At 40.7% G+C, this 18894-nt stretch carries 18 protein-coding genes; all 18 read left to right on the forward strand.

Annotation, left to right across the window (positions count from 1 at the left end):
* Positions 1–55: 55 nt before the first annotated feature.
* Entirely contained in the window at positions 56–676 is a 621-nt protein-coding gene (gene gmk, locus AACL61_RS02810; RefSeq protein WP_003663856.1) for a guanylate kinase, read from the forward strand.
* On the forward strand, positions 673–891 hold the full coding sequence (gene rpoZ, locus AACL61_RS02815) for a DNA-directed RNA polymerase subunit omega (protein WP_003663855.1): 219 nt from the start codon (positions 673–675) through the stop codon (positions 889–891). Before gmk ends, rpoZ begins: the two co-directional genes overlap by 4 nt.
* Before the next feature lie 110 nt (positions 892–1001).
* Positions 1002–2207, forward strand: a complete 1206-nt coding sequence (gene coaBC, locus AACL61_RS02820; RefSeq protein WP_339110962.1) for a bifunctional phosphopantothenoylcysteine decarboxylase/phosphopantothenate--cysteine ligase CoaBC — start codon at positions 1002–1004, stop codon at positions 2205–2207.
* On the forward strand, positions 2208–4637 hold the full coding sequence (priA, locus tag AACL61_RS02825) for a primosomal protein N' (RefSeq protein ID WP_339110963.1): 2430 nt from the start codon (positions 2208–2210) through the stop codon (positions 4635–4637).
* 17 nt (positions 4638–4654) lie between these two features.
* A complete protein-coding gene (fmt, locus tag AACL61_RS02830) occupies positions 4655–5608 on the forward strand; it encodes a methionyl-tRNA formyltransferase (protein WP_035156867.1) in 954 nt (317 codons plus the stop codon).
* Entirely contained in the window at positions 5598–6947 is a 1350-nt protein-coding gene (gene rsmB / locus AACL61_RS02835; protein WP_339110964.1) for a 16S rRNA (cytosine(967)-C(5))-methyltransferase RsmB, read from the forward strand. The genes fmt and rsmB overlap by 11 nt, the downstream gene beginning before the upstream one ends.
* A gap of 7 nt (positions 6948–6954) precedes the next feature.
* Complete coding sequence (locus AACL61_RS02840) at positions 6955–7695, forward strand: Stp1/IreP family PP2C-type Ser/Thr phosphatase (protein WP_065533074.1); 741 nt, start codon at positions 6955–6957, stop codon at positions 7693–7695.
* Positions 7696–7698: 3 nt separating this feature from the next.
* The gene (gene pknB / locus AACL61_RS02845; RefSeq protein ID WP_339110965.1) at positions 7699–9603 is read left to right on the forward strand and encodes a Stk1 family PASTA domain-containing Ser/Thr kinase; all 1905 of its coding nucleotides are present in this window, start codon (positions 7699–7701) and stop codon (positions 9601–9603) included.
* 12 nt (positions 9604–9615) lie between these two features.
* Positions 9616–10506 (forward strand): ribosome small subunit-dependent GTPase A, encoded by an 891-nt coding sequence (gene rsgA / locus AACL61_RS02850; protein WP_339110966.1) that lies wholly within the window; start codon positions 9616–9618, stop codon positions 10504–10506.
* Positions 10507–10516: 10 nt separating this feature from the next.
* Entirely contained in the window at positions 10517–11170 is a 654-nt protein-coding gene (rpe, locus tag AACL61_RS02855) for a ribulose-phosphate 3-epimerase (RefSeq protein ID WP_035153182.1), read from the forward strand.
* A gap of 86 nt (positions 11171–11256) precedes the next feature.
* The gene (locus tag AACL61_RS02860; RefSeq protein ID WP_339110967.1) at positions 11257–11907 is read left to right on the forward strand and encodes a thiamine diphosphokinase; all 651 of its coding nucleotides are present in this window, start codon (positions 11257–11259) and stop codon (positions 11905–11907) included.
* Between the two features lie 149 nt (positions 11908–12056).
* Entirely contained in the window at positions 12057–12242 is a 186-nt protein-coding gene (gene rpmB / locus AACL61_RS02865; RefSeq protein WP_003663833.1) for a 50S ribosomal protein L28, read from the forward strand.
* Between the two features lie 194 nt (positions 12243–12436).
* Entirely contained in the window at positions 12437–12799 is a 363-nt protein-coding gene (locus AACL61_RS02870; protein ID WP_029507538.1) for an Asp23/Gls24 family envelope stress response protein, read from the forward strand.
* 25 nt (positions 12800–12824) lie between these two features.
* Complete coding sequence (locus AACL61_RS02875; RefSeq protein WP_102816070.1) at positions 12825–14534, forward strand: DAK2 domain-containing protein; 1710 nt, start codon at positions 12825–12827, stop codon at positions 14532–14534.
* A 101-nt stretch (positions 14535–14635) separates the two neighbouring features.
* The gene (gene recG / locus AACL61_RS02880; protein WP_339110968.1) at positions 14636–16672 is read left to right on the forward strand and encodes an ATP-dependent DNA helicase RecG; all 2037 of its coding nucleotides are present in this window, start codon (positions 14636–14638) and stop codon (positions 16670–16672) included.
* A 17-nt stretch (positions 16673–16689) separates the two neighbouring features.
* Entirely contained in the window at positions 16690–17721 is a 1032-nt protein-coding gene (gene plsX, locus AACL61_RS02885) for a phosphate acyltransferase PlsX (RefSeq protein ID WP_339110969.1), read from the forward strand.
* 36 nt (positions 17722–17757) lie between these two features.
* Positions 17758–18012: an acyl carrier protein gene (acpP, locus tag AACL61_RS02890; protein ID WP_003663823.1), complete on the forward strand. Its 255-nt coding sequence runs from the start codon at positions 17758–17760 to the stop codon at positions 18010–18012.
* Between the two features lie 177 nt (positions 18013–18189).
* Complete coding sequence (gene rnc, locus AACL61_RS02895; protein WP_003663822.1) at positions 18190–18891, forward strand: ribonuclease III; 702 nt, start codon at positions 18190–18192, stop codon at positions 18889–18891.
* The last annotated feature ends 3 nt before the right edge of the window (positions 18892–18894 follow it).

Consider the following 18894-nt stretch of genomic DNA (forward strand, 5'->3'; position numbering starts at 1 on the left):
GTACTAATCTAGTGCATTATAGTATTAATACGATTAAATAAATAGGAGCGTTATAATGGCAAATCGTGGAATGTTAATTGTTCTTTCAGGTCCTTCCGGGGTTGGGAAGGGGACTGTTCGAAAAGCTATCTTTGATTCAAATGATAATGATTTTCAATATTCAATTTCGATGACAACTCGGAAACCACGTCCTGGAGAAGTTAATGGTGTTGATTATTTCTTCGTAAGCAAAGAAGAGTTTGAACACCAAATTCAAACTGGTGGGATGTTGGAATATGCTAAGTATGTTGACAACTATTACGGTACCCCATTAAAATATGTTAATGAGACCTTAGATTCAGGGAAAGATGTTTTCCTTGAGATTGAAGTTAACGGAGCAATGCAAGTACGGTCTAAGTGTCCAGATGGCGTGTTTATTTTCTTAACCCCTCCTGATTTGGATGAATTGAAACAACGATTGATTCACCGGGGAACTGATAGTATGGAAGTCATTAATAAACGAATTCATAAAGCATTTGGTGAAATTCAAATGATGCAAAACTATGATTATGCAGTAGTTAATGACGAAGTACCAAATGCAGTTGAAAAGATTAAAGACATTATTCGTACTGAACGGCTTCGTGTTACCCGTGTAATGCCACGTTATCTTGAAATGTTAGGAGATGCCGAAAAATGATCCTTTTTCCATCAGTTGATGAATTATTAAAACATATTGATTCTCGTTATTCATTAGTTATGCTTGCCAGTAAGCGTGCCAACGAATTAGATGCAGGAGCTGCCCCATTGCTTGAACATTATGATTCAAGCAAGTCAGTTGGGAAGGCTCTTGAAGAGATTTTGGCTGGAAAAGTTACGATCGACCCTGATCATACTGAAGACTTACAGGATTAAAATAAGCTGGATAAACAAAAGTAAGGGACTAGGACAGGATTGTCACTGGCCCCTTTTTTGCTTCTAAAAATGCTATAATCAATTAAGAAAAAATAAGTTGAGGTGACATAATGACACGAATTGCAGTGTATCTTACAGGCAGTATCGCTGCGTACAAAGGGATCGAAGTAGTGCGTGGTCTGCAAAAAATGGGACATGAGGTTCGCGTAGGAATGACTGACGCCGCTACTAAGTTAGTCACTCCTGCTACTCCTTTTGCCTTGACGAAAGCACCAGTTCTTACTGACCTATGGGATGAGCATTCAACACCTATTCCTCATATTGAGCTAGCTGATTGGTCAGAACTAGCTGTGGTGGTACCAGCATCAGCAAATATCATCGCTAAAATGGCAACGGGACTGGCTGATGATGCTGTTTCTACCACCTTATTAGCAACTAGTGCTCCTAAAATTGTAGTTCCAGCAATGAATAGCCATATGTGGTTGGCCCCCGCAACTCAACGAAACATTACTCAACTTAAACAAGACGGGGTCAATATTATGCCGCCAGTTAGCGGAAGATTAGCTGAAGGATATGCTGGCCGCGGGCGTTTACCAGAATCAGCAGCAATCTGCCAATATATAGAGGACTTTTTAACAAGCAGTCAAGCTTTAAAGGACAAGCACGTGATTGTTACTGCTGGCGGAACACGTGAAAATATTGATCCTGTTCGTTTTATTGGTAACCGGTCCTCTGGTAAAATGGGGATTGCACTTGCCAACGCCGCGGTTCAAGCAGGAGCTAAGGTAACCTTGATTGCCGGTCAAGTTACCGTCCCGCTTCCACAAACACCAGCGATTGAAGTTATGCGCGTAACCACAACTGAAGATTTATACATCAGTTTAAAAGAACGATTTTCGCAGGCAGACATTTTAATCATGGCGGCCGCAGTTGCTGACTATCGCCCAGTTGAAACAGTTGGTCATAAGATTAAGAAAAAAGATGGTAACCCGCATCTTACCATTGCGCTTACTGAAACGATTGATATTTTAAAGAATATTGCGAAGATGAAGCAAACCGGTCAATACGTCGTTGGGTTTGCGGCAGAGACAAATGATCTTCTAGAAAATGCTAATCGTAAACTTGCTAGCAAAAATGCGGATATGATTATTGCAAATAGTGTGGCGGGAGATATGGGGGCATTTGGCAGTGACCAGAATCAAGTGACCATCTTACAAAAAGATCAAACGCCAATTAAATTAGCCCGGCAATCTAAAGCTAAAATTGCAAACGAGATTATTGAATTAATTAGTGCAAAATTAAAGTCAGGTGATTAAATGCCAGAGTTGGCACAGGTAGTTGTTGATGTTCCAACAATGCAAACAAATCAACCATATACTTATCAGATTCCGTCAAAGCTTGAAAAACAAATTCAAGTCGGGGTAAGAGTGATTGTGCCTTTTGGAAAGGGTAAACGGACTGTTCAAGGATTCGTTGTTGCCCTTGACAATGCATCCCAATATGAGGGAGAACTCAAACCAATTCAGGCGATAATGGATCTTCAACCGGTAATTAATCCTGAATTAATGAATCTTAGCAAATGGTTAGCTGATACTACTTACTCTTTTTGGATTTCTTGCTTATATACGATGTTGCCTAACTTATTGAAGGCTAAGACTACCAGAATTATTCGAATTGTAGATGAGGTAGACGAACATGTCGCCTTTGATATTTTTCATGGTCGAGATGAATTAGAGATGGCGGCGGTACAAGATAAACCGGCAATTTTAAGTGAATTGTTTAAACTGCAAAAGGAAGGAAAAATAACGATTGAATACCAAGTGGAAGACCGGGCCAAGGCTAAAACGGTGACTGGTATTCGCTCTTTACTTAACTTTGAACAACTGGAAGATGAGCGCGCATCCCTTCATGCCAATGCTCATGCTCAAAACCGCCTTCTTTCATATTTACAATCAATTGGCAGTCAAGTTGTTAAGCAAAAGGATGCTGAACATAAAACTGGTTTAAAAGCAGCCACCTTCAATCAGGGACAACAGAAGGGATGGCTAGAAAAAACACCAGTTGAAGTATATCGCCAACCCTTAGCTATGCAGGGCACTCCTGATGATGCTCATTTAGCAGCCCCCCTGCAGCTCAACGCCGATCAACAAAATGCCGTTAACCAGATTAATCAAGCAATCGACAATCGTGACCCTAAAGTTTTTCTCTTACAAGGAGTTACGGGGAGTGGCAAGACAGAAGTATACTTGCAATCGATTGCTAATGCTCTTCAACAAGGAAAGACAGCATTAATGCTTGTACCTGAGATTTCATTAACGCCCCAGATTGTTAACCGTGTGCGGCGACGATTTGGTTCCAAGGTTGCTGTTTTACATAGTAGTTTATCGAACGGGGAACGGTATGATGAATGGCGGCGGATTGAGCGTGGAGAAGCGCAAGTAGTTGTGGGCGCTCGTTCAGCAGTCTTTGCTCCGTTGACTAATTTAGGGCTAATCATTCTTGATGAAGAGCATGAATCTAGTTATAAACAAGATGAATCACCCCGTTATCAAGCGCGTGAAGTAGCTAAATGGCGAGGAAAATATAATCAAGCGCCTGTAGTTCTCGGCTCGGCTACTCCTAGTCTGGAGAGTCGTGCACGAGCAGTAAAAAACGTTTATCACTTGTTGCGTCTTCCGCACCGGGTAAACAAACAGGAACTGCCGCCAATTGAAGTGGTTGATATGCGGGATGAAATTAAAAAGTACGGGGAGAGTAACTTTTCTCAGAAACTATTGAGTGAATTAAATGACAGCCTGCAAAAGAACGAACAAAGTATTTTAATGCTAAATCGACGGGGATTTTCGTCCTTTATGATGTGTCGTGATTGTGGAAATGTTTTAAAGTGTCCCAATTGTGATATTTCTTTGACGCTCCACATGGATACGCGGACAATGAAATGTCACTATTGTGGTCATGAAGAACCAATCCCCCGTGAATGCCCAAATTGCCATAGTCATCAGATTCGCTATTATGGGACCGGAACAGAGAAAGTTGAACAAGAATTGCATCAATTATTACCCCAGGCCCGGATTATTCGCATGGATGTTGATACCACCCGGCGGAAGGGAATGCATGCAAAATTATTGCGCCAGTTCGGTCAACACCAAGCGGATATCTTATTAGGAACCCAGATGATTGCAAAGGGGCTTGATTTCCCTAATGTTACCTTAGTAGGGGTCTTAAATGCTGATACTGGTCTGGGCTTACCAGATTTTCGTGCTAGTGAACGGACTTTTGATTTGCTAAGTCAAGTTAGTGGTCGAGCTGGTCGGGCAAATAAGCAAGGGAAAGTTATTATCCAGACATATAACCCTGATCATTACGCTATTCAAGATGCCAAAACGCATGATTACGAAAAATTCTTTAAGCAGGAAATGATGCTGCGAAGACAAGCCAGTTATCCGCCATACTATTACACCGTTTGTTTGATGGCTAGTCATCCTGAAGAAGCCAAAGCAGCTCGGGCAATGGCAGATATCTATGGTCGCCTAAAGCAGGGATTATTATCTTCGACGGTTATTCTTGGCCCCACCCCGCGAGCGATTGCCCGAATGAAGCGTCGTTACTATTACCAAATTGTCATCAAATATAAGAAGGATCCGTATTTGCATCAGCTATTGTTTGATATTCTTCAGGATACGCAAAGTCGCGGTTTTAAGGATGTCCAAGTAAGCATCGATCCAGATCCACAGTATTTTATGTAAAAGAAAGGATGTTATTAATGTCAACATCAGTCGTTTTTATGGGAACACCGGAGTTTGCTGTTCCGATTTTACAAAGTTTAATTGATAATCCAGAATACGATGTTCAAGCAGTTCTTACCCAGCCAGACCACCATATCGGTCGGAAACGTACTCTTCATCAATCGCCAGTTAAAGAATTAGCTGAACAATATAATATCGAAGTCTTACAGCCGGCTAAACTCAGCAAAAGTCCTGAAATGGAGAAAATTATTAATTTGCAGCCTGACTTAATGATTACTGCTGCTTATGGGCAATTCCTTCCAACAAAGTTATTAGCGGCTGCTAAAATTGCGGCAATCAATGTTCACGGTTCATTACTGCCAAAATATCGTGGAGGGGCCCCAATTCAATATTCCATTATTAATGGTGATAAAGAAACCGGGGTCTCCATTATGTACATGGTTAAGAAGATGGATGCGGGAGATATTATTTCACAAAGGTCTATTCCGATTGAAGACACTGATGATAGTGGCACTATGTTTAAAAAGCTTAGTTTGCTAGGAAGAGACTTGCTGTTAGAAACGCTGCCTAAACTTATTAGCGGGGATGTTAATCCGGTCGCTCAAGATCCAGATAAAGTAGTCTTTTCTCCCAACATTACTAGTGAACAAGAACAGATTGATTTCCGACTTCCAGCACGGTTAATTGATGCGAAGGTGCGGGGATTACGGCCGGCTCCTCTTGGTAACATGGTTATTGATGGATTACGTACAAAAATTTACGATGTGACCCCATTAGAAGAAAAAACAGACCTTGAACCAGGAAAAGTAGTGCGGGTCACGAAACATCAATTAGTAATTGCTGCTGGAGATGGAACGACATACCAGATTAATAAGTTAAAGCCAGCAGGGAAAAAGGCGATGGACATTACATCCTACCTTAATGGACATAAAGATATTACAGAGGGAGGCCAAGTTGTAAGTGAAGACTAAATTTCAACCGCAAAATGCGCGTGAATTAGCTTTAGTGGCGCTTGAAGGGGTTGTCGAAAATGGTGCATACTCAAACTTGCAGGTTGACCAGTTATTAAAAAAGTACCCGTTGGCAGATAAAGATCGCCGGTTGGTAACCAATATTATTTATGGTGTTTTGCAGCATAAACTTACCCTCGAATATTGGCTGAATGGGTTTATCCAGGGAAAACGGCTTGATCCTTGGGTAAAGACGCTTCTTTTGTCTGCACTTTACCAGTATCATTATTTAGAACGAGTCCCAGATTGGGCGGTAACTGACGAAAGTATTGAAATAGCTAAACGCCGAGGAAATCCAGGTATTCGAAAGTTTGTCACTGGTGTTTTACATGCCATTTTGCGGAAAGGATTACCTGACCTGCGACAAATTAATGAACGTGATTTGCGGTTAAGTATCGAAAACAGTGTGCCACGGTGGCTAGTCAATGAGCTGACTAGGGAATATGGCGAAGAAGATACTGAAAAAATACTTCAATCAATTAATGAGCCAGCTCATCAGGTAATTAGAGTTAACACCGCCAAAACTGACCTTCCGACCGTCAAACAAGCTTTGGATGCTGCTGGAATTGAATATCAAGAAAGTCAAGTTGCGCAAAATGCTTTAGTAATTACTAAAGGTGAAATTATCAGTTCCGATCTCTTCAAAAATGGCGAAATTACTATTCAAGACGAAAGTGCCATGTTAGCCGTGGAAAGCATGCATATTGAGCCAGGGGATAAAGTCCTGGACGCTTGTGCAGCTCCGGGTGGAAAGACTGTTCAAATAGCAGAAGCCCTCACTAATGAAGACGGCCACGTTGATGCACTTGATATTCACCAACATAAGGTTAAATTGATTGAAAAAAATGCTCGTCGACTAGGGGTTGAAAAGCGAGTTACCGCTCATGCCCTTGATGCGCGGGAGGTTGATCAACTTTTTGATGATGAAAGTTTTGATAAGATTTTAGTTGACGCACCTTGTAGTGGGATCGGACTTTTACGCCGGAAGCCAGAAATTCGTTATACAAAGACGCTAAATGATAGCAAGCAATTACATGAGATTCAGTTAGCAATTTTAAATGCGGTTGCCGCAAAAGTTAAAAAAGGAGGTATAATCACATACAGCACGTGCACAATTTTACGACAAGAAAATGATGATACTGTTCAAGCGTTTCTAGCTGAACATCCGGAGTTTGAGTTAGTAAAAACAACAACTGCACGAAAAGTTAAGGATAATCGTCACTCACCAACCTTAACTATATTACCGAGTGACTTTGATTCTGATGGCTTCTTCATCAGTAGCCTTAAGAAGGGAATATAATAAGTTAATGAAAGCTGCTTATCAAACAGATATCGGCCACCAACGAAAGCAAAATCAAGACCGGGTTGCTGTGTTTACTAACAAGCTAGGCAATCAATTAATGGTTATTGCTGATGGAATTGGCGGCAATCGTAGCGGAGATATCGCTGCAGAGCAAACAGTTGCGACTTTGGGGAGTCAGTTTAAAAAACGGCCCCCGCAGACATCAATGGAGGGGATCCGTTGGTTTGCTCGTGAAACCCAATTAATCAATAATAAAATCTTAGCGCAATCCAAACGTAATCTTCGCTTGCAGGGGATGGGAACAACAATGGTCGCCGCTATTACATTTAAGGATGCGGTTGTGGTTGCTAATATTGGTGATAGTCGAGGATATATCCTTCATCAAAACCTATTAACGCAGATTACAGTAGACCATTCATTGGTTAATGAATTGGTAAAAACGGGAGATATATCAGAAGATGAAGCACTAAAGCTACCCCAGAGCAATATAATTACAAGGGCAATTGGAATCTCTCCTGATGCACAAGTTGATGTAAACCGCTTTGAATTAAACGAGGGTGATCAACTGTTAATGTGTTCTGATGGCTTGTTTAAGACTGTTTCTAAGGAGCGGATTATCAAGGTGCTTGAATTGCCGATACCGCTTGAAGAGAAATGTGCTCAACTTATAAAGATGGCAAATGATGCCGGCGGACCAGATAATATTACCGTTTTAATTGGGATTAATAGTAACCAGGAGGGATAGGAAATGAATCCTGGATATGAAATTGGTCACCGATATCGGATAATTCGGTCACTGGGTGAAGGTGGAATGGCTAATGTCTACTTGGCACATGATATGGTTCTTGATCGGGACGTTTCTGTTAAACTATTGCGTCTTGACTTACGGGACGATCCAAGTACTAAACGGCGATTCCACCGGGAAGCAATGGCCGCAACGCAGTTAAATGATCCTCATATTGTTGGAATTTATGACGTTGGTGAGGATCATGGCTTGCAATACATGGTAATGCAATATGTAAAAGGGACAGACCTTAAAGCATATATAAAAAAGCACTATCCGATCCCACTTCCACAAGTTATTGATATTATGGAACAGGTGCTTTCAGCAGTTGCGACCGCCCATGCGCATGGGATTATCCACCGGGACTTAAAACCACAAAATATCTTAATTGATGAAAATAAAAACGTTAAAATTACTGATTTTGGAATTGCGGTTGCTGTATCGCAAGACTCATTAACGCAGACTAATACCTTGATGGGGTCAGTTCACTACCTATCTCCAGAACAAGCGCGAGGAAGCATTGCTACTAAACAATCAGATATCTATTCACTAGGAATTATCTTGTTTGAACTTCTAACTGGAAAGGTTCCATTTGAGGGAGAAACGGCTGTCTCAATTGCCTTGAAGCATTTCCGTGAAGAAATTCCTTCTGTTCGTGAACAGAACAAAAAAATTCCTCAAGCACTCGAAAACGTAATCATTAAAGCGACTGCAAAGGAACCAGCTGAGCGATATAGTTCAGTTAATGAAATGGCGGCTGATTTGAAAACCGTCCTTAATCCAGAAAGAGCTAATGAGCCGCGGTTAAAGATCCAACAAGATGATAATGGAGAAACTAAGGTGTTAGATATTAAACACCTAAAAGCTGATGATTATCAACCAAAGAAGTCAACTGATTCACCAACCGTTGATCCATCAACTAAACCGCAAAAGTGGAAAAAATATGGGATTGTTAGTGGAACGCTTGGCATGATTGTGCTGATTGCAGTCTGTAGCTGGTGGTTCTTGATCCGTCAAGTAATCATCCCCGATGTAGAAGGAATGACAGTGTTAAAGGCAGAACAACGATTGCACCAGCAAAACTTACGGATTGGTAAGATTACTCGGGTAAATAGTCAGGCGGTTGATAAAAACCGAATTGTTTCAACCAATCCAGATGTCAGCCATAAGACCCGTATCAGCACCCCGATTAATCTAACGGTTAGTACAGGAGTTAAGCAATTGCAAATGGCTGATTATGTCGGTGAAGACTATTCTTCAGTAGCCGCTAACCTTCGTCGCAAGGGATTTCAAGTTCATCAAGAACCAGTATATTCGGATGATATTGATAAGGGACAGATTATCAGACAAAACCACAAAAAAGGTACGATTGTTAAGCCTGCTGCTAACACAATTATTTTTCGTGTAAGCGCAGGGAAAGAACCAATTAAGATTCCGAACTTTAAGAATCAGGATATTAGTGCTGTTCAACAGTTTGCAAATAAAAATAATTTGCAATTGACAACTCAAGAGAAAAAATCAAAAACAATTGCGACTAACCATGTGATTAATCAGACGCCGCGAGCCGGATCGACATTAAATCATGGTGATACGTTAACGGTTTCCATTGCTAATTCTGGTAATCAAACAAAGACGACGAATATTCAGATTAACATTCCATTCGATGGAAATGGTGGCCAGCGTGAAAACCGTGTACAGGTATATATCAGAGATGCCAACCATAATTTAACGATGGAGTATCAAGATATTACAATTAATCAGGAAACAACAATTAATGTGCCATTTACCCTTAAACAAGGACAAACAGGTGCATACCGTGTTGTTCGCAATGGACGAACGATTATGAGTGCAACAAATATTACTGGATAATGGAGGTGCAGTTTGAAAACAGGAATAATCCAACAGTCATTAAGTGGCTTTTATGATGTGATTGCGGATGAAAAGATCTATCGGACAAGGGCACGTGGAAATTTCCGTCAACGAAAGATTAAGCCGGTAGTTGGCGATCATGTTGAGTTCAGTGCTGAAAATCAACAGGAAGGGTATTTATTAAAAATCTTGCACCGTCGCAATCAGTTGGTTCGGCCACCTGTTGCTAATGTTGATATGGCAGTTGTCGTAACCTCAGCTAAAGAACCAGCATTTTCCGCTAACCTTTTAGACCGGCAATTGATTGCTTTAGAAGCACAAGATGTTACCCCTTTAATTTATTTTTCAAAGACTGACTTACTGACAGATGAAGAATACCAACAACTTTTGCCAACGATCGAGGGCTATCGTAAAATCGGCTACCAGGTTTATGCGGCCCGTGAGCCCTTCGATGCCGATCAACTAGCAAGTTTGATGGAAGAATTAAAGGGAAATATTGTAACGATGATGGGGCAAACAGGAGCAGGGAAGTCAACTTTGCTTAACCATTTGGCTCCCCAATTAAAATTAGCGACTGGCGAAATTTCCCAAGCACTTCAACGGGGACGGCATACAACACGAAAAGTAAGCTTACTAGATGTTAACGGGGCTCTGATAGCCGATACCCCTGGTTTTTCATCGTATGAGACATTTGATATGACGGTGAATGATTTGCCGCTTTTATTCCCTGAAATTGCTAAGATTTCAGCAGATTGTAAGTTTCGGGGATGCCTTCACATAAAAGAACCACAATGTGCTGTGAAGGAAGCGGTAAACAATGGTATAATCATGAAGAGTCGGTATGATGATTATCTTCAGTTCCATGAATTGATTGCTAATCAAAAACCAAATTATAAGAAATGAGGGAATCAGGATGATTAAAGTTGCACCATCAATTTTAAGTGCAGATTATGTAAATTTACAAAAGGACATTGAAAAGGTAGAAAAGGCCGGTGCACCATACTTACACATTGATGTTATGGATGGTACCTTTGTTCCAAGTATTTCTTATGGACCAGGTTTTGTTAAAGCCATTCGTCCAATTACAAACATGGTATTGGATGTGCACTTGATGGTTGAAAGTCCAGAACATATTTTACCAATGTTCATTGATGCTGGCGCTGATATTATTGGTGTTCAAGTAGAAGCTACTCAACACATTCACCGTGCTCTTCAAATTATCAAAAACGGTGGCGTAAAAGCCGAAGTTGTTATTAACCCGGGTACACCAGTAGCGATGATCGAACCAGTATTACACATGGTTGACCAAGTCTTGGTAATGACGGTTAACCCTGGATTTGGTGGTCAAAAGTTCTTACCGGAAACCGTTGACAAGATTGCCCAATTAAACGCAATTAAGGAAGAAAAGGGCTATAATTTCGATATTGAAGTAGACGGTGGAGTTAACGACAAGACAGTTGTCGATTGCTACAAAGCCGGTGCTACAGTAGCAGTTGCAGGTTCATATGTCTTTAACGCTGAAGATCCTGCTGAACGAATCAAGGCTCTTGAAGATGCTACTAAGTAATTAGTTACATTAAGTAAAAAACAAAAATGGATCTTCTAGTTCGGATTTGTCTGAATATTGAAGATCCATTTTTTTAGGAGTAAAAAATGAGAGTAAATGTACTAGTTGGCGGTCCGCTTGAAATGGTTCCAACCGAGTTGATTTTGCAACGTAAAGATGAAAAATGGATTGGGGTTGACCGAGGCGCTCTAAGATTATTAAGATGGGGAATTAAGCCAGTCTTAGCAATTGGTGACTTTGATTCCGTTACCGGGGATGAATTACAAGGTTTAGAGGATAAAATTACTCGTATAAAAACTTATCCTCCTGAAAAAGATTATACCGATACGCAATTGGGCGTGAAATTTGCAATTCAGGAACAGGCTGATGAAATTGAAATTTTTGGTGCAACGGGAGGACGCTTAGACCATTTATTAGCTAACCTCTTTCTTCCGTTACAGAGTGAATTTAAACCATATTTAACGCGGATTAAGATTATTGATTGTCAAAATGTCGTCTCTTATTACTTGCCAGGGGATTATACTGTTTCTCGCCTGCCACATAAGAAGTATCTGGCCTTTGTCAATCTTACTCCTGTTCGAGGCCTTACATTGAAAGACGAAAAATATCCACTGCAAAACTGGAGTAGTCAAATTCCATTTTCGTGGACAAGCAATGAATTTACAGCTGAAGAAAATCATTTTTCATTTGAAAGTGGAATTGTTTCTGTAATTCAGTGTAGCGACCAATTAAAATAGGTTTTTGAGGGAAAAATACCCTGTCAAGGAAAATTACTTGAAAGAAAACTATTGCATTGTTGCGATGCCTATGGTAGATTAATTAGGTGAGTTACATCGCAGTTTTGCGTAAACGAAAAAATTATGAAGCAAAGAGGAGGGTATCACCAATGGCTAAAGATTTTATCAACGGTAAACGGACGCAATTTGGTAACAAGCGTTCTCACGCCCTTAACTCAAGTCGGCGTAGCTGGAAGCCTAACTTGCAAAAGGTAACCATTTTAGTTAATGGTAAGCCTAAGAAGGTATACGTTTCAGCACGTACACTGAAGTCAGGTAAAGTGACTCGGGTTTAATTAAAATGATGCCGTCCAGTTTGGGCGGCTTATTTTTTACACTAATTGATTAACCCCGTTGATTGATTGCAAAAATATCCATCAGTTACTTTTTTAGTGAAATATGCTATGGTATGATGGTATTGATTTAATTGTGAATTTTAGTATCATAGGATTCTAAAATCAATTGGTAATTTTATAAGGAGGCCATGACGATGGCAGTAAAAATCAAAACTAAGTCAGGTACAATTGACATTGATAATGATGTGATTTCATCAGTTGTTGGTGGGGCTGCTACTGATAACTACGGTGTTGTTGGAATGGCAAGCCGAAACCCCCTCCGTGATGGGGTTAACCAAATTCTTCGTCGTGAAAATTTTGCGCGCGGCGTTGTTGTTCGGCAGCAAGATAATGGTGTAGCTGTTGACGTAAATATTATTGTAGGCTATGGCACAAAGATCTCAGAAGTATCAAAAAGTGTCCAAGCAAAGGTAAAGTATAATCTTGAAACAATGCTCGGTATTACGGCAAATTCAGTTAATGTATGTGTCCAAGGTGTACGGACACTAGGAGATTAAGCGAGCATTGGGGAGGAATTTCGAATTGGCTGTAACAAAAATTACAAACCTTGAATTCGGTAAAATGGTCCAGGCGGCCGCCGATAAACTTGGTAAGAACGCTGAATTTATTAATTCATTAAATGTTTTTCCAGTTCCAGATGGAGACACCGGGACAAACATGACTTCTTCAATGGCAAGCGGTGCCAAGTACGAACGCAACGAAACCAGTAAGAAGGTTGGCGACCTGAGTGCAGCGTTAGCAAAGGGCCTTTTGATGGGAGCACGCGGAAATTCTGGGGTTATTTTATCGCAGATTTTCCGTGGCTTTGCAAAGGCAACAGAAGGCATGGATGTTTTATCTACTGCTGACTTTGTTAATGCTTATGCTAATGGTGCAAAGACAGCTTATAAGGCTGTGATGAAGCCAACAGAAGGTACCATTTTAACTGTTGTTCGTGAATCAGCTCAAGCAGGCCTCAATAAGATTAAAGAGACTGATGATCTTGTTGAGATTATGCATACTATTTATGAAGCAGGTGAGGAAGCGCTTAAAAAGACGCCGGATTTATTGCCAGTCCTGAAAGAAGTTGGCGTGGTAGATTCTGGTGGGCAAGGACTCGTCTTTGTACTTCAAGCCTTTGACGAAGCCTTGAGTGGCCGCGTAGATAAAAGTGATGACTATAAACCTGACAATGCTGAAATTGATGAGATGGTTCACGCCATGGATCACCAAAGCGTTCAAGGAAAGCTTAATCCTGAAGATATCAAGTATACTTACTGTACTCAAATGTTGGTACGACTTGGTAAGGGTAAACAAGTGACCCAAAAGTTTGACTATGATACTTTCTATAACTACTTAGCTGACTTAGGCGATAGTTTACTTGTTCTAAACGATGATCAAGTTGTGCGGGTCCATGTTCATACCGAGCATCCTGGTAAAGTATTATCTTGGGGTCAACAATTCGGTGATTTACAGACAATTGAAATTCATAACATGGTTTGGCAACAAGAAGAAATCATGGAAAAAGATGAAGAAGGCGCTGACAGTGAGTCACCAATTGAGAAGGCAAAAGCAGCTGCAGAAGCTAAAAATGACCTCCAGACAGCTGTTATTGCCGTCGCATCAGGAGAAGGAATAGCGAAATTATTAAAGAGCTTGGGTGTCACCCATATCATTACAGGTGGTCAAACAATGAACCCAAGTACTCAGGATATTCTCGATACTATTAATAATAGTGGTGCCAAGCAAGCTATTGTTCTGCCAAATAACGGTAACATCTTTATGACTGCTGATCAAGCTGCTGAAGTCGCTGATATTCCAACAAAGATTGTCCACAGTAAAACAATTGCCCAAGCGATGAGCGCACTGCTTGAGTACAATCCAGAAGCCTCTTTAGACGAAAATCAAGCAAATATGGAAGCTAACACAGATACGGTTGCCAGTGGAGCGGTTACTAATGCTGTTCGTGATACAACGATTGATGGTCGTGAAATTAAGAAAGATGACTACATGGGAATTGTTGATGGTAAAATCGTCACTACTGATCCGGATCTGAGAGAAGCCGCTATTAAGATGGTTAAAGCCATGCTTGATGAGGATAGTGAAATTGTAACGATCTTATATGGAGCTGGTGGTGATCAAAAAACTGCTGAAGAGATTAAAGCAGCAGTTGAAGAAGTAGATGATGAATTAGATATTCAGATTTACGATGGTGGTCAGCCAGTTTATCCATACCTGATTTCGGTTGAATAGCGGCACATTAAATTAACTCCTATAGGGGTGGGTTAATAAAGGACTACTTTTATTCCCACTCCTATTTTGGTTACTGGTTGTGTAAAAAAGAGGTGAAAGATTTGCGGAGTTTAACGGATTCCGTCGCCAATTTAAAAGGAGTTGGTCCTAAGCGGGTAGCAGATCTAGCTACTCTGGGAATAGATACTATTGAAGATTTATTGACATATTATCCAACTCGCTATAACGATTTCACGCCTACAGACATTGAAAGCGCCAAGAATAAACAGAAAATTACTCTTCAAGGAGTAGTGGTGTCAGAACCGCTCTTGGTCCGCTATGGTTATCGGCGCAACCGGCTTACCTTTCGAATGCAGGTGGGTAATGAAGTGGTGATCGCAACTTTTTTTAATCAGCCCTATATTAAAAAGCAAATCGAACTAAATCAGCAAGTAACTGTAATGGGGAAGTGGGATGCACCTCGTCATCAAGTAACAGGAAACAAGCTTCTTAAGGAAAAAGCTGATGATCGAAATGAGTTTGGTGCGGTCTATGCGGTGAATAAGCATATCCGGCAAAACGTCCTCCAAAGTTTTATTCGTCAAGCTTACGAGGAATATGCCAATATCATTCCAACGTATTTGCCAGAAACGATTCGTCAACGATATCGGTTAATGGATCGGCGACAAATGATTAGAGAAATTCACTTTCCACAAACTCAGGCAACTGCAAAAGCCGCCCGCCGAACAGCAGCTTACGAAGAGTTTTTTCTGTTTCAGTTACGACTGCAAGCAATTCGCCGTGCCCACCGTCAAGAAGATGGCGAGCGGATTTTATACCATAATGACGAGTTAAAAGAATTTATTGGCGGACTCCCATTTGAATTAACTGATGCCCAAAAACGGGTTGTTAATGAAATTTGTCGTGATATGCGTCAACCATACCAGATGAATCGATTGTTACAGGGAGATGTTGGTTCTGGAAAGACAATTGTTGCTGCTATTGCCATTTATGCAGCTATTACTGCGGGCTATCAAGCAGCTTTAATGGCGCCGACAGAAATTCTGGCAGGACAACATGCTGAGAAATTAGCGAAAATTTTTGAAGGAACCCATGTCCAGGTTGCTCTTCTGACTGGTTCATTGACTGCTAAGCAACATCGGGAACTATTGACGGCGATGAAGCGAGGAGATGTCAACCTCATTGTCGGAACCCATGCGCTAATTCAAGATGGAGTTGAATATGCTAATCTTGGTCTGGTAATTACTGATGAACAGCACCGTTTTGGGGTCAACCAGCGTCAGCAACTTCGTGAAAAAGGCGAACATCCTGATGTATTAGCCATGACAGCGACCCCTATCCCACGGACACTAGCGATTACTAATTATGGTGAAATGGATGTTTCGATAATTGACCAATTACCGGCTGGTCGAAAACCAATTCAAACAAAGTGGCTACAGTCTAACCAACATGCCGCAGCAATCCATTTCTTGCGTGAACAATTAAAACAAGGAGCACAGGCGTATGTTGTGAGTCCTTTGATTGAGGAATCAGCGGCTCTAGATGTACAAAACGCGACTGATCTTTATAATCAGCTATCGGCCGATCTTGAGCCAGCTTATAAAGTGGGCTTACTCCATGGACGAATGGGGACGGAAGAAAAAGATGAAGCGATGCGCCAGTTTAAATCTGGTGAGCTTCAAGTTTTAGTTGCAACCACGGTTATTGAAGTTGGTGTTGATAATCCTAATGCAACGGTAATGGTTATATATGATGCTGATCGTTTTGGGCTTGCACAGCTTCACCAATTACGTGGTCGGGTTGGTCGAGGCAGCCGGCAAAGCTATTGTCTCTTAATTGCCGATCCGAAAACTGATGAAGGAAAAGCCCGGATGAAAACGATGGTTGCTACTGATGATGGATTTAAGATAGCTGAACAAGACTTGAAACTACGGGGATCTGGAGATGTTCTAGGAAAAAAGCAATCGGGGATGCCAGAATTTAAAGTGGGTGATCCAGTTGCTGATTTGAAAATGCTGCAAATTGCCCGTGCAGATGCTGGAAACCTATTAGGAATGCCCAATTGGGATCAGGTCGATGAAAATCAGCCACTTGTTTTATATTTAAAGCGTCATGAACTGGAGACGCACTTTGACTAATATGAGGAGGAGATTTTATGAAAATTGCTGTTGATGCAATGGGTGGAGATAATGCTCCCCAAGTAATCATTGAAGGGGTAGAAGAGGCCCGAGACCTTTACCCCGACTTAGAATTTGACCTTTATGGAAATCCAGACAAGGTTAAACCCTTAATAAAAAATAATGAGCGGCTTAATATTGTTGCTACTAGTGAAGAAATTTCAATGGGTGAAGAACCAGTCCGGGCGATTCGGCGAAAAAAAGATTCGTCAATTGTTCGCGCGGCAACAGCAGTTAAGGAAGGCAAAGCTGATGCCTTCTTTTCTGCGGGAAACACTGGGGCAATTTTGGCGGCTGGTCTCTTCATTGTTGGCCGCATTAAAGGAATTGATCGTCCGGGACTCACTAGTATTTTGCCAATTGCCAAGCCGGGTGCTAGTCGGCACAATTTTGTCTACCTCGATACTGGTGCAAATGCGGAAAGTAAAGAGAAAAATTTGGAACAATATGCCTACCTTGGTAAATTCTATGCCGAAAATGTATTGGGAGTTGCGAACCCTCGAATTGCGCTATTAAACAATGGGGCAGAAGAAGATAAGGGTGACAAATTACATAAAGAAGTATGGAAAATCCTCGATAGCAAAGATGATTTGAATTTTGTCGGCAATATTGAATCTGGTGACCTCCTGTTTGGCAAGGCAGATGTTGTTGTAAGTGATGGGTGGACGGCAAATGCGGCCTTGAAAGCGACTGAAGGAACCGCCAAGATGATGATGACGTTGATTAAAGATGGAATTTTACATGGTGGTCTCCGTGCTAAGTTAGGTTACCTCATGCTAAAGCCAGTTTTCCATCAAATCGGGCAAAAAATGAGTACTTCAACTTATGGTGGGGCGGTCTTATTAGGACTTAAGGCACCAGTTGTTAAAACTCATGGATCTGCTGATGCTTTAGCCGTAAAAAATACAATTAGTCAAATTAGAACAATGCTCAAAACAGGTGTAATTGAAAAAACAGTTGAATTTTTCGATAATACCGAAAATCTAGACAATTCTCAGAAAAACGAATAGAATAAGTAGCGAACTAGTAAAGAGAGGTTAATAATAATGGCTGATAATAAGAAAACAGAAATCTTTAATAAGGTTTCAGAGATTGTTGCTGACCATTTTGATGTTGATCGGGCTAAGATTACTGATGATTTGAACTTAAAGACAGATTTGGATGCTGATTCAATTGATTTTGTTGAATTTGTTCTCGAATTAGAGGATACGTTTGGTGAAGAAATTAATGATGAAGATGCTGAAAAGTTAAGTACAATCGGTGAAGTTGTTGATTACATTGCAGAACACACTGCCAACTAATCAAACTGTTTAATTATTAAGGTAGAAAAGTAAGGGGCTGAGAAAAGGCGAAAGTTTTTTCACAGCCTTTAATTTTTTTGAATATTATTAAAATTACCTGCGGAATAGCGGGTTGTTTAGTATAATAGGCCTTAGACATTTTTTTATAATTTAAGTCAAAAACGAAAGGAATTTTTTATGATCGAAGAATTACAAGACTACCTGGCCAAGGAATTTAATATTCATTTTGATAATCCTGCTTTATTAGCAGAAGCTTTTACTCAAGCTTCGTATGTAAATGAACATCCTAACCAAGGATTAAAATATTACGAACGGATTGAATTTCTTGGCGATGCTGTGTTGGAACTGATCGTTTCAGAATATATTTATAAACGTTTCCCTGAATTGCCACAGGGAAAACTTACCCGCTTAAGAGCAGCGATGGTATGTGAGGATAGTTTTTCTAAATTTGCCAAGGAATGTCACTTTGATCAATACATTCGCTTGGGTCATGGTGAGGAAATGGCCGGTGCAAGAGAACGTCCAGGCTTGCTATGTGATATTTTTGAATCATTTATTGGCGCCCTCTATTTAGATCAAGGTCGGCCAGCAGTTGAAAAATTTGTCCAACGAGTTATCTTTCCTAAACTTGATATGGGCTGGTTTGATCATGCTGTTGATGCCAAGACTAGTCTCCAAGAATTCCTCCAACGTGACGGTGATATTGCCATTGAATATCATTTGGTAGAGGAAAGCGGAACAGAAAACGACCCTGAATTTAAAGTAAACGTTACGGCTAACGGTGACGTTATCGGTGAAGGAAAGGGCTCATCAAAGAAGCATGCTGAAATGCAAGCAGCACAACAGGCACTTGATAATATGAGAAATAAAAATAAATAGTAA

It is taken from the genome of Limosilactobacillus reuteri subsp. porcinus (assembly GCF_036621895.1).
In the GTDB taxonomy this organism is placed as follows: Bacteria; Bacillota; Bacilli; order Lactobacillales; family Lactobacillaceae; genus Limosilactobacillus; species Limosilactobacillus reuteri_J.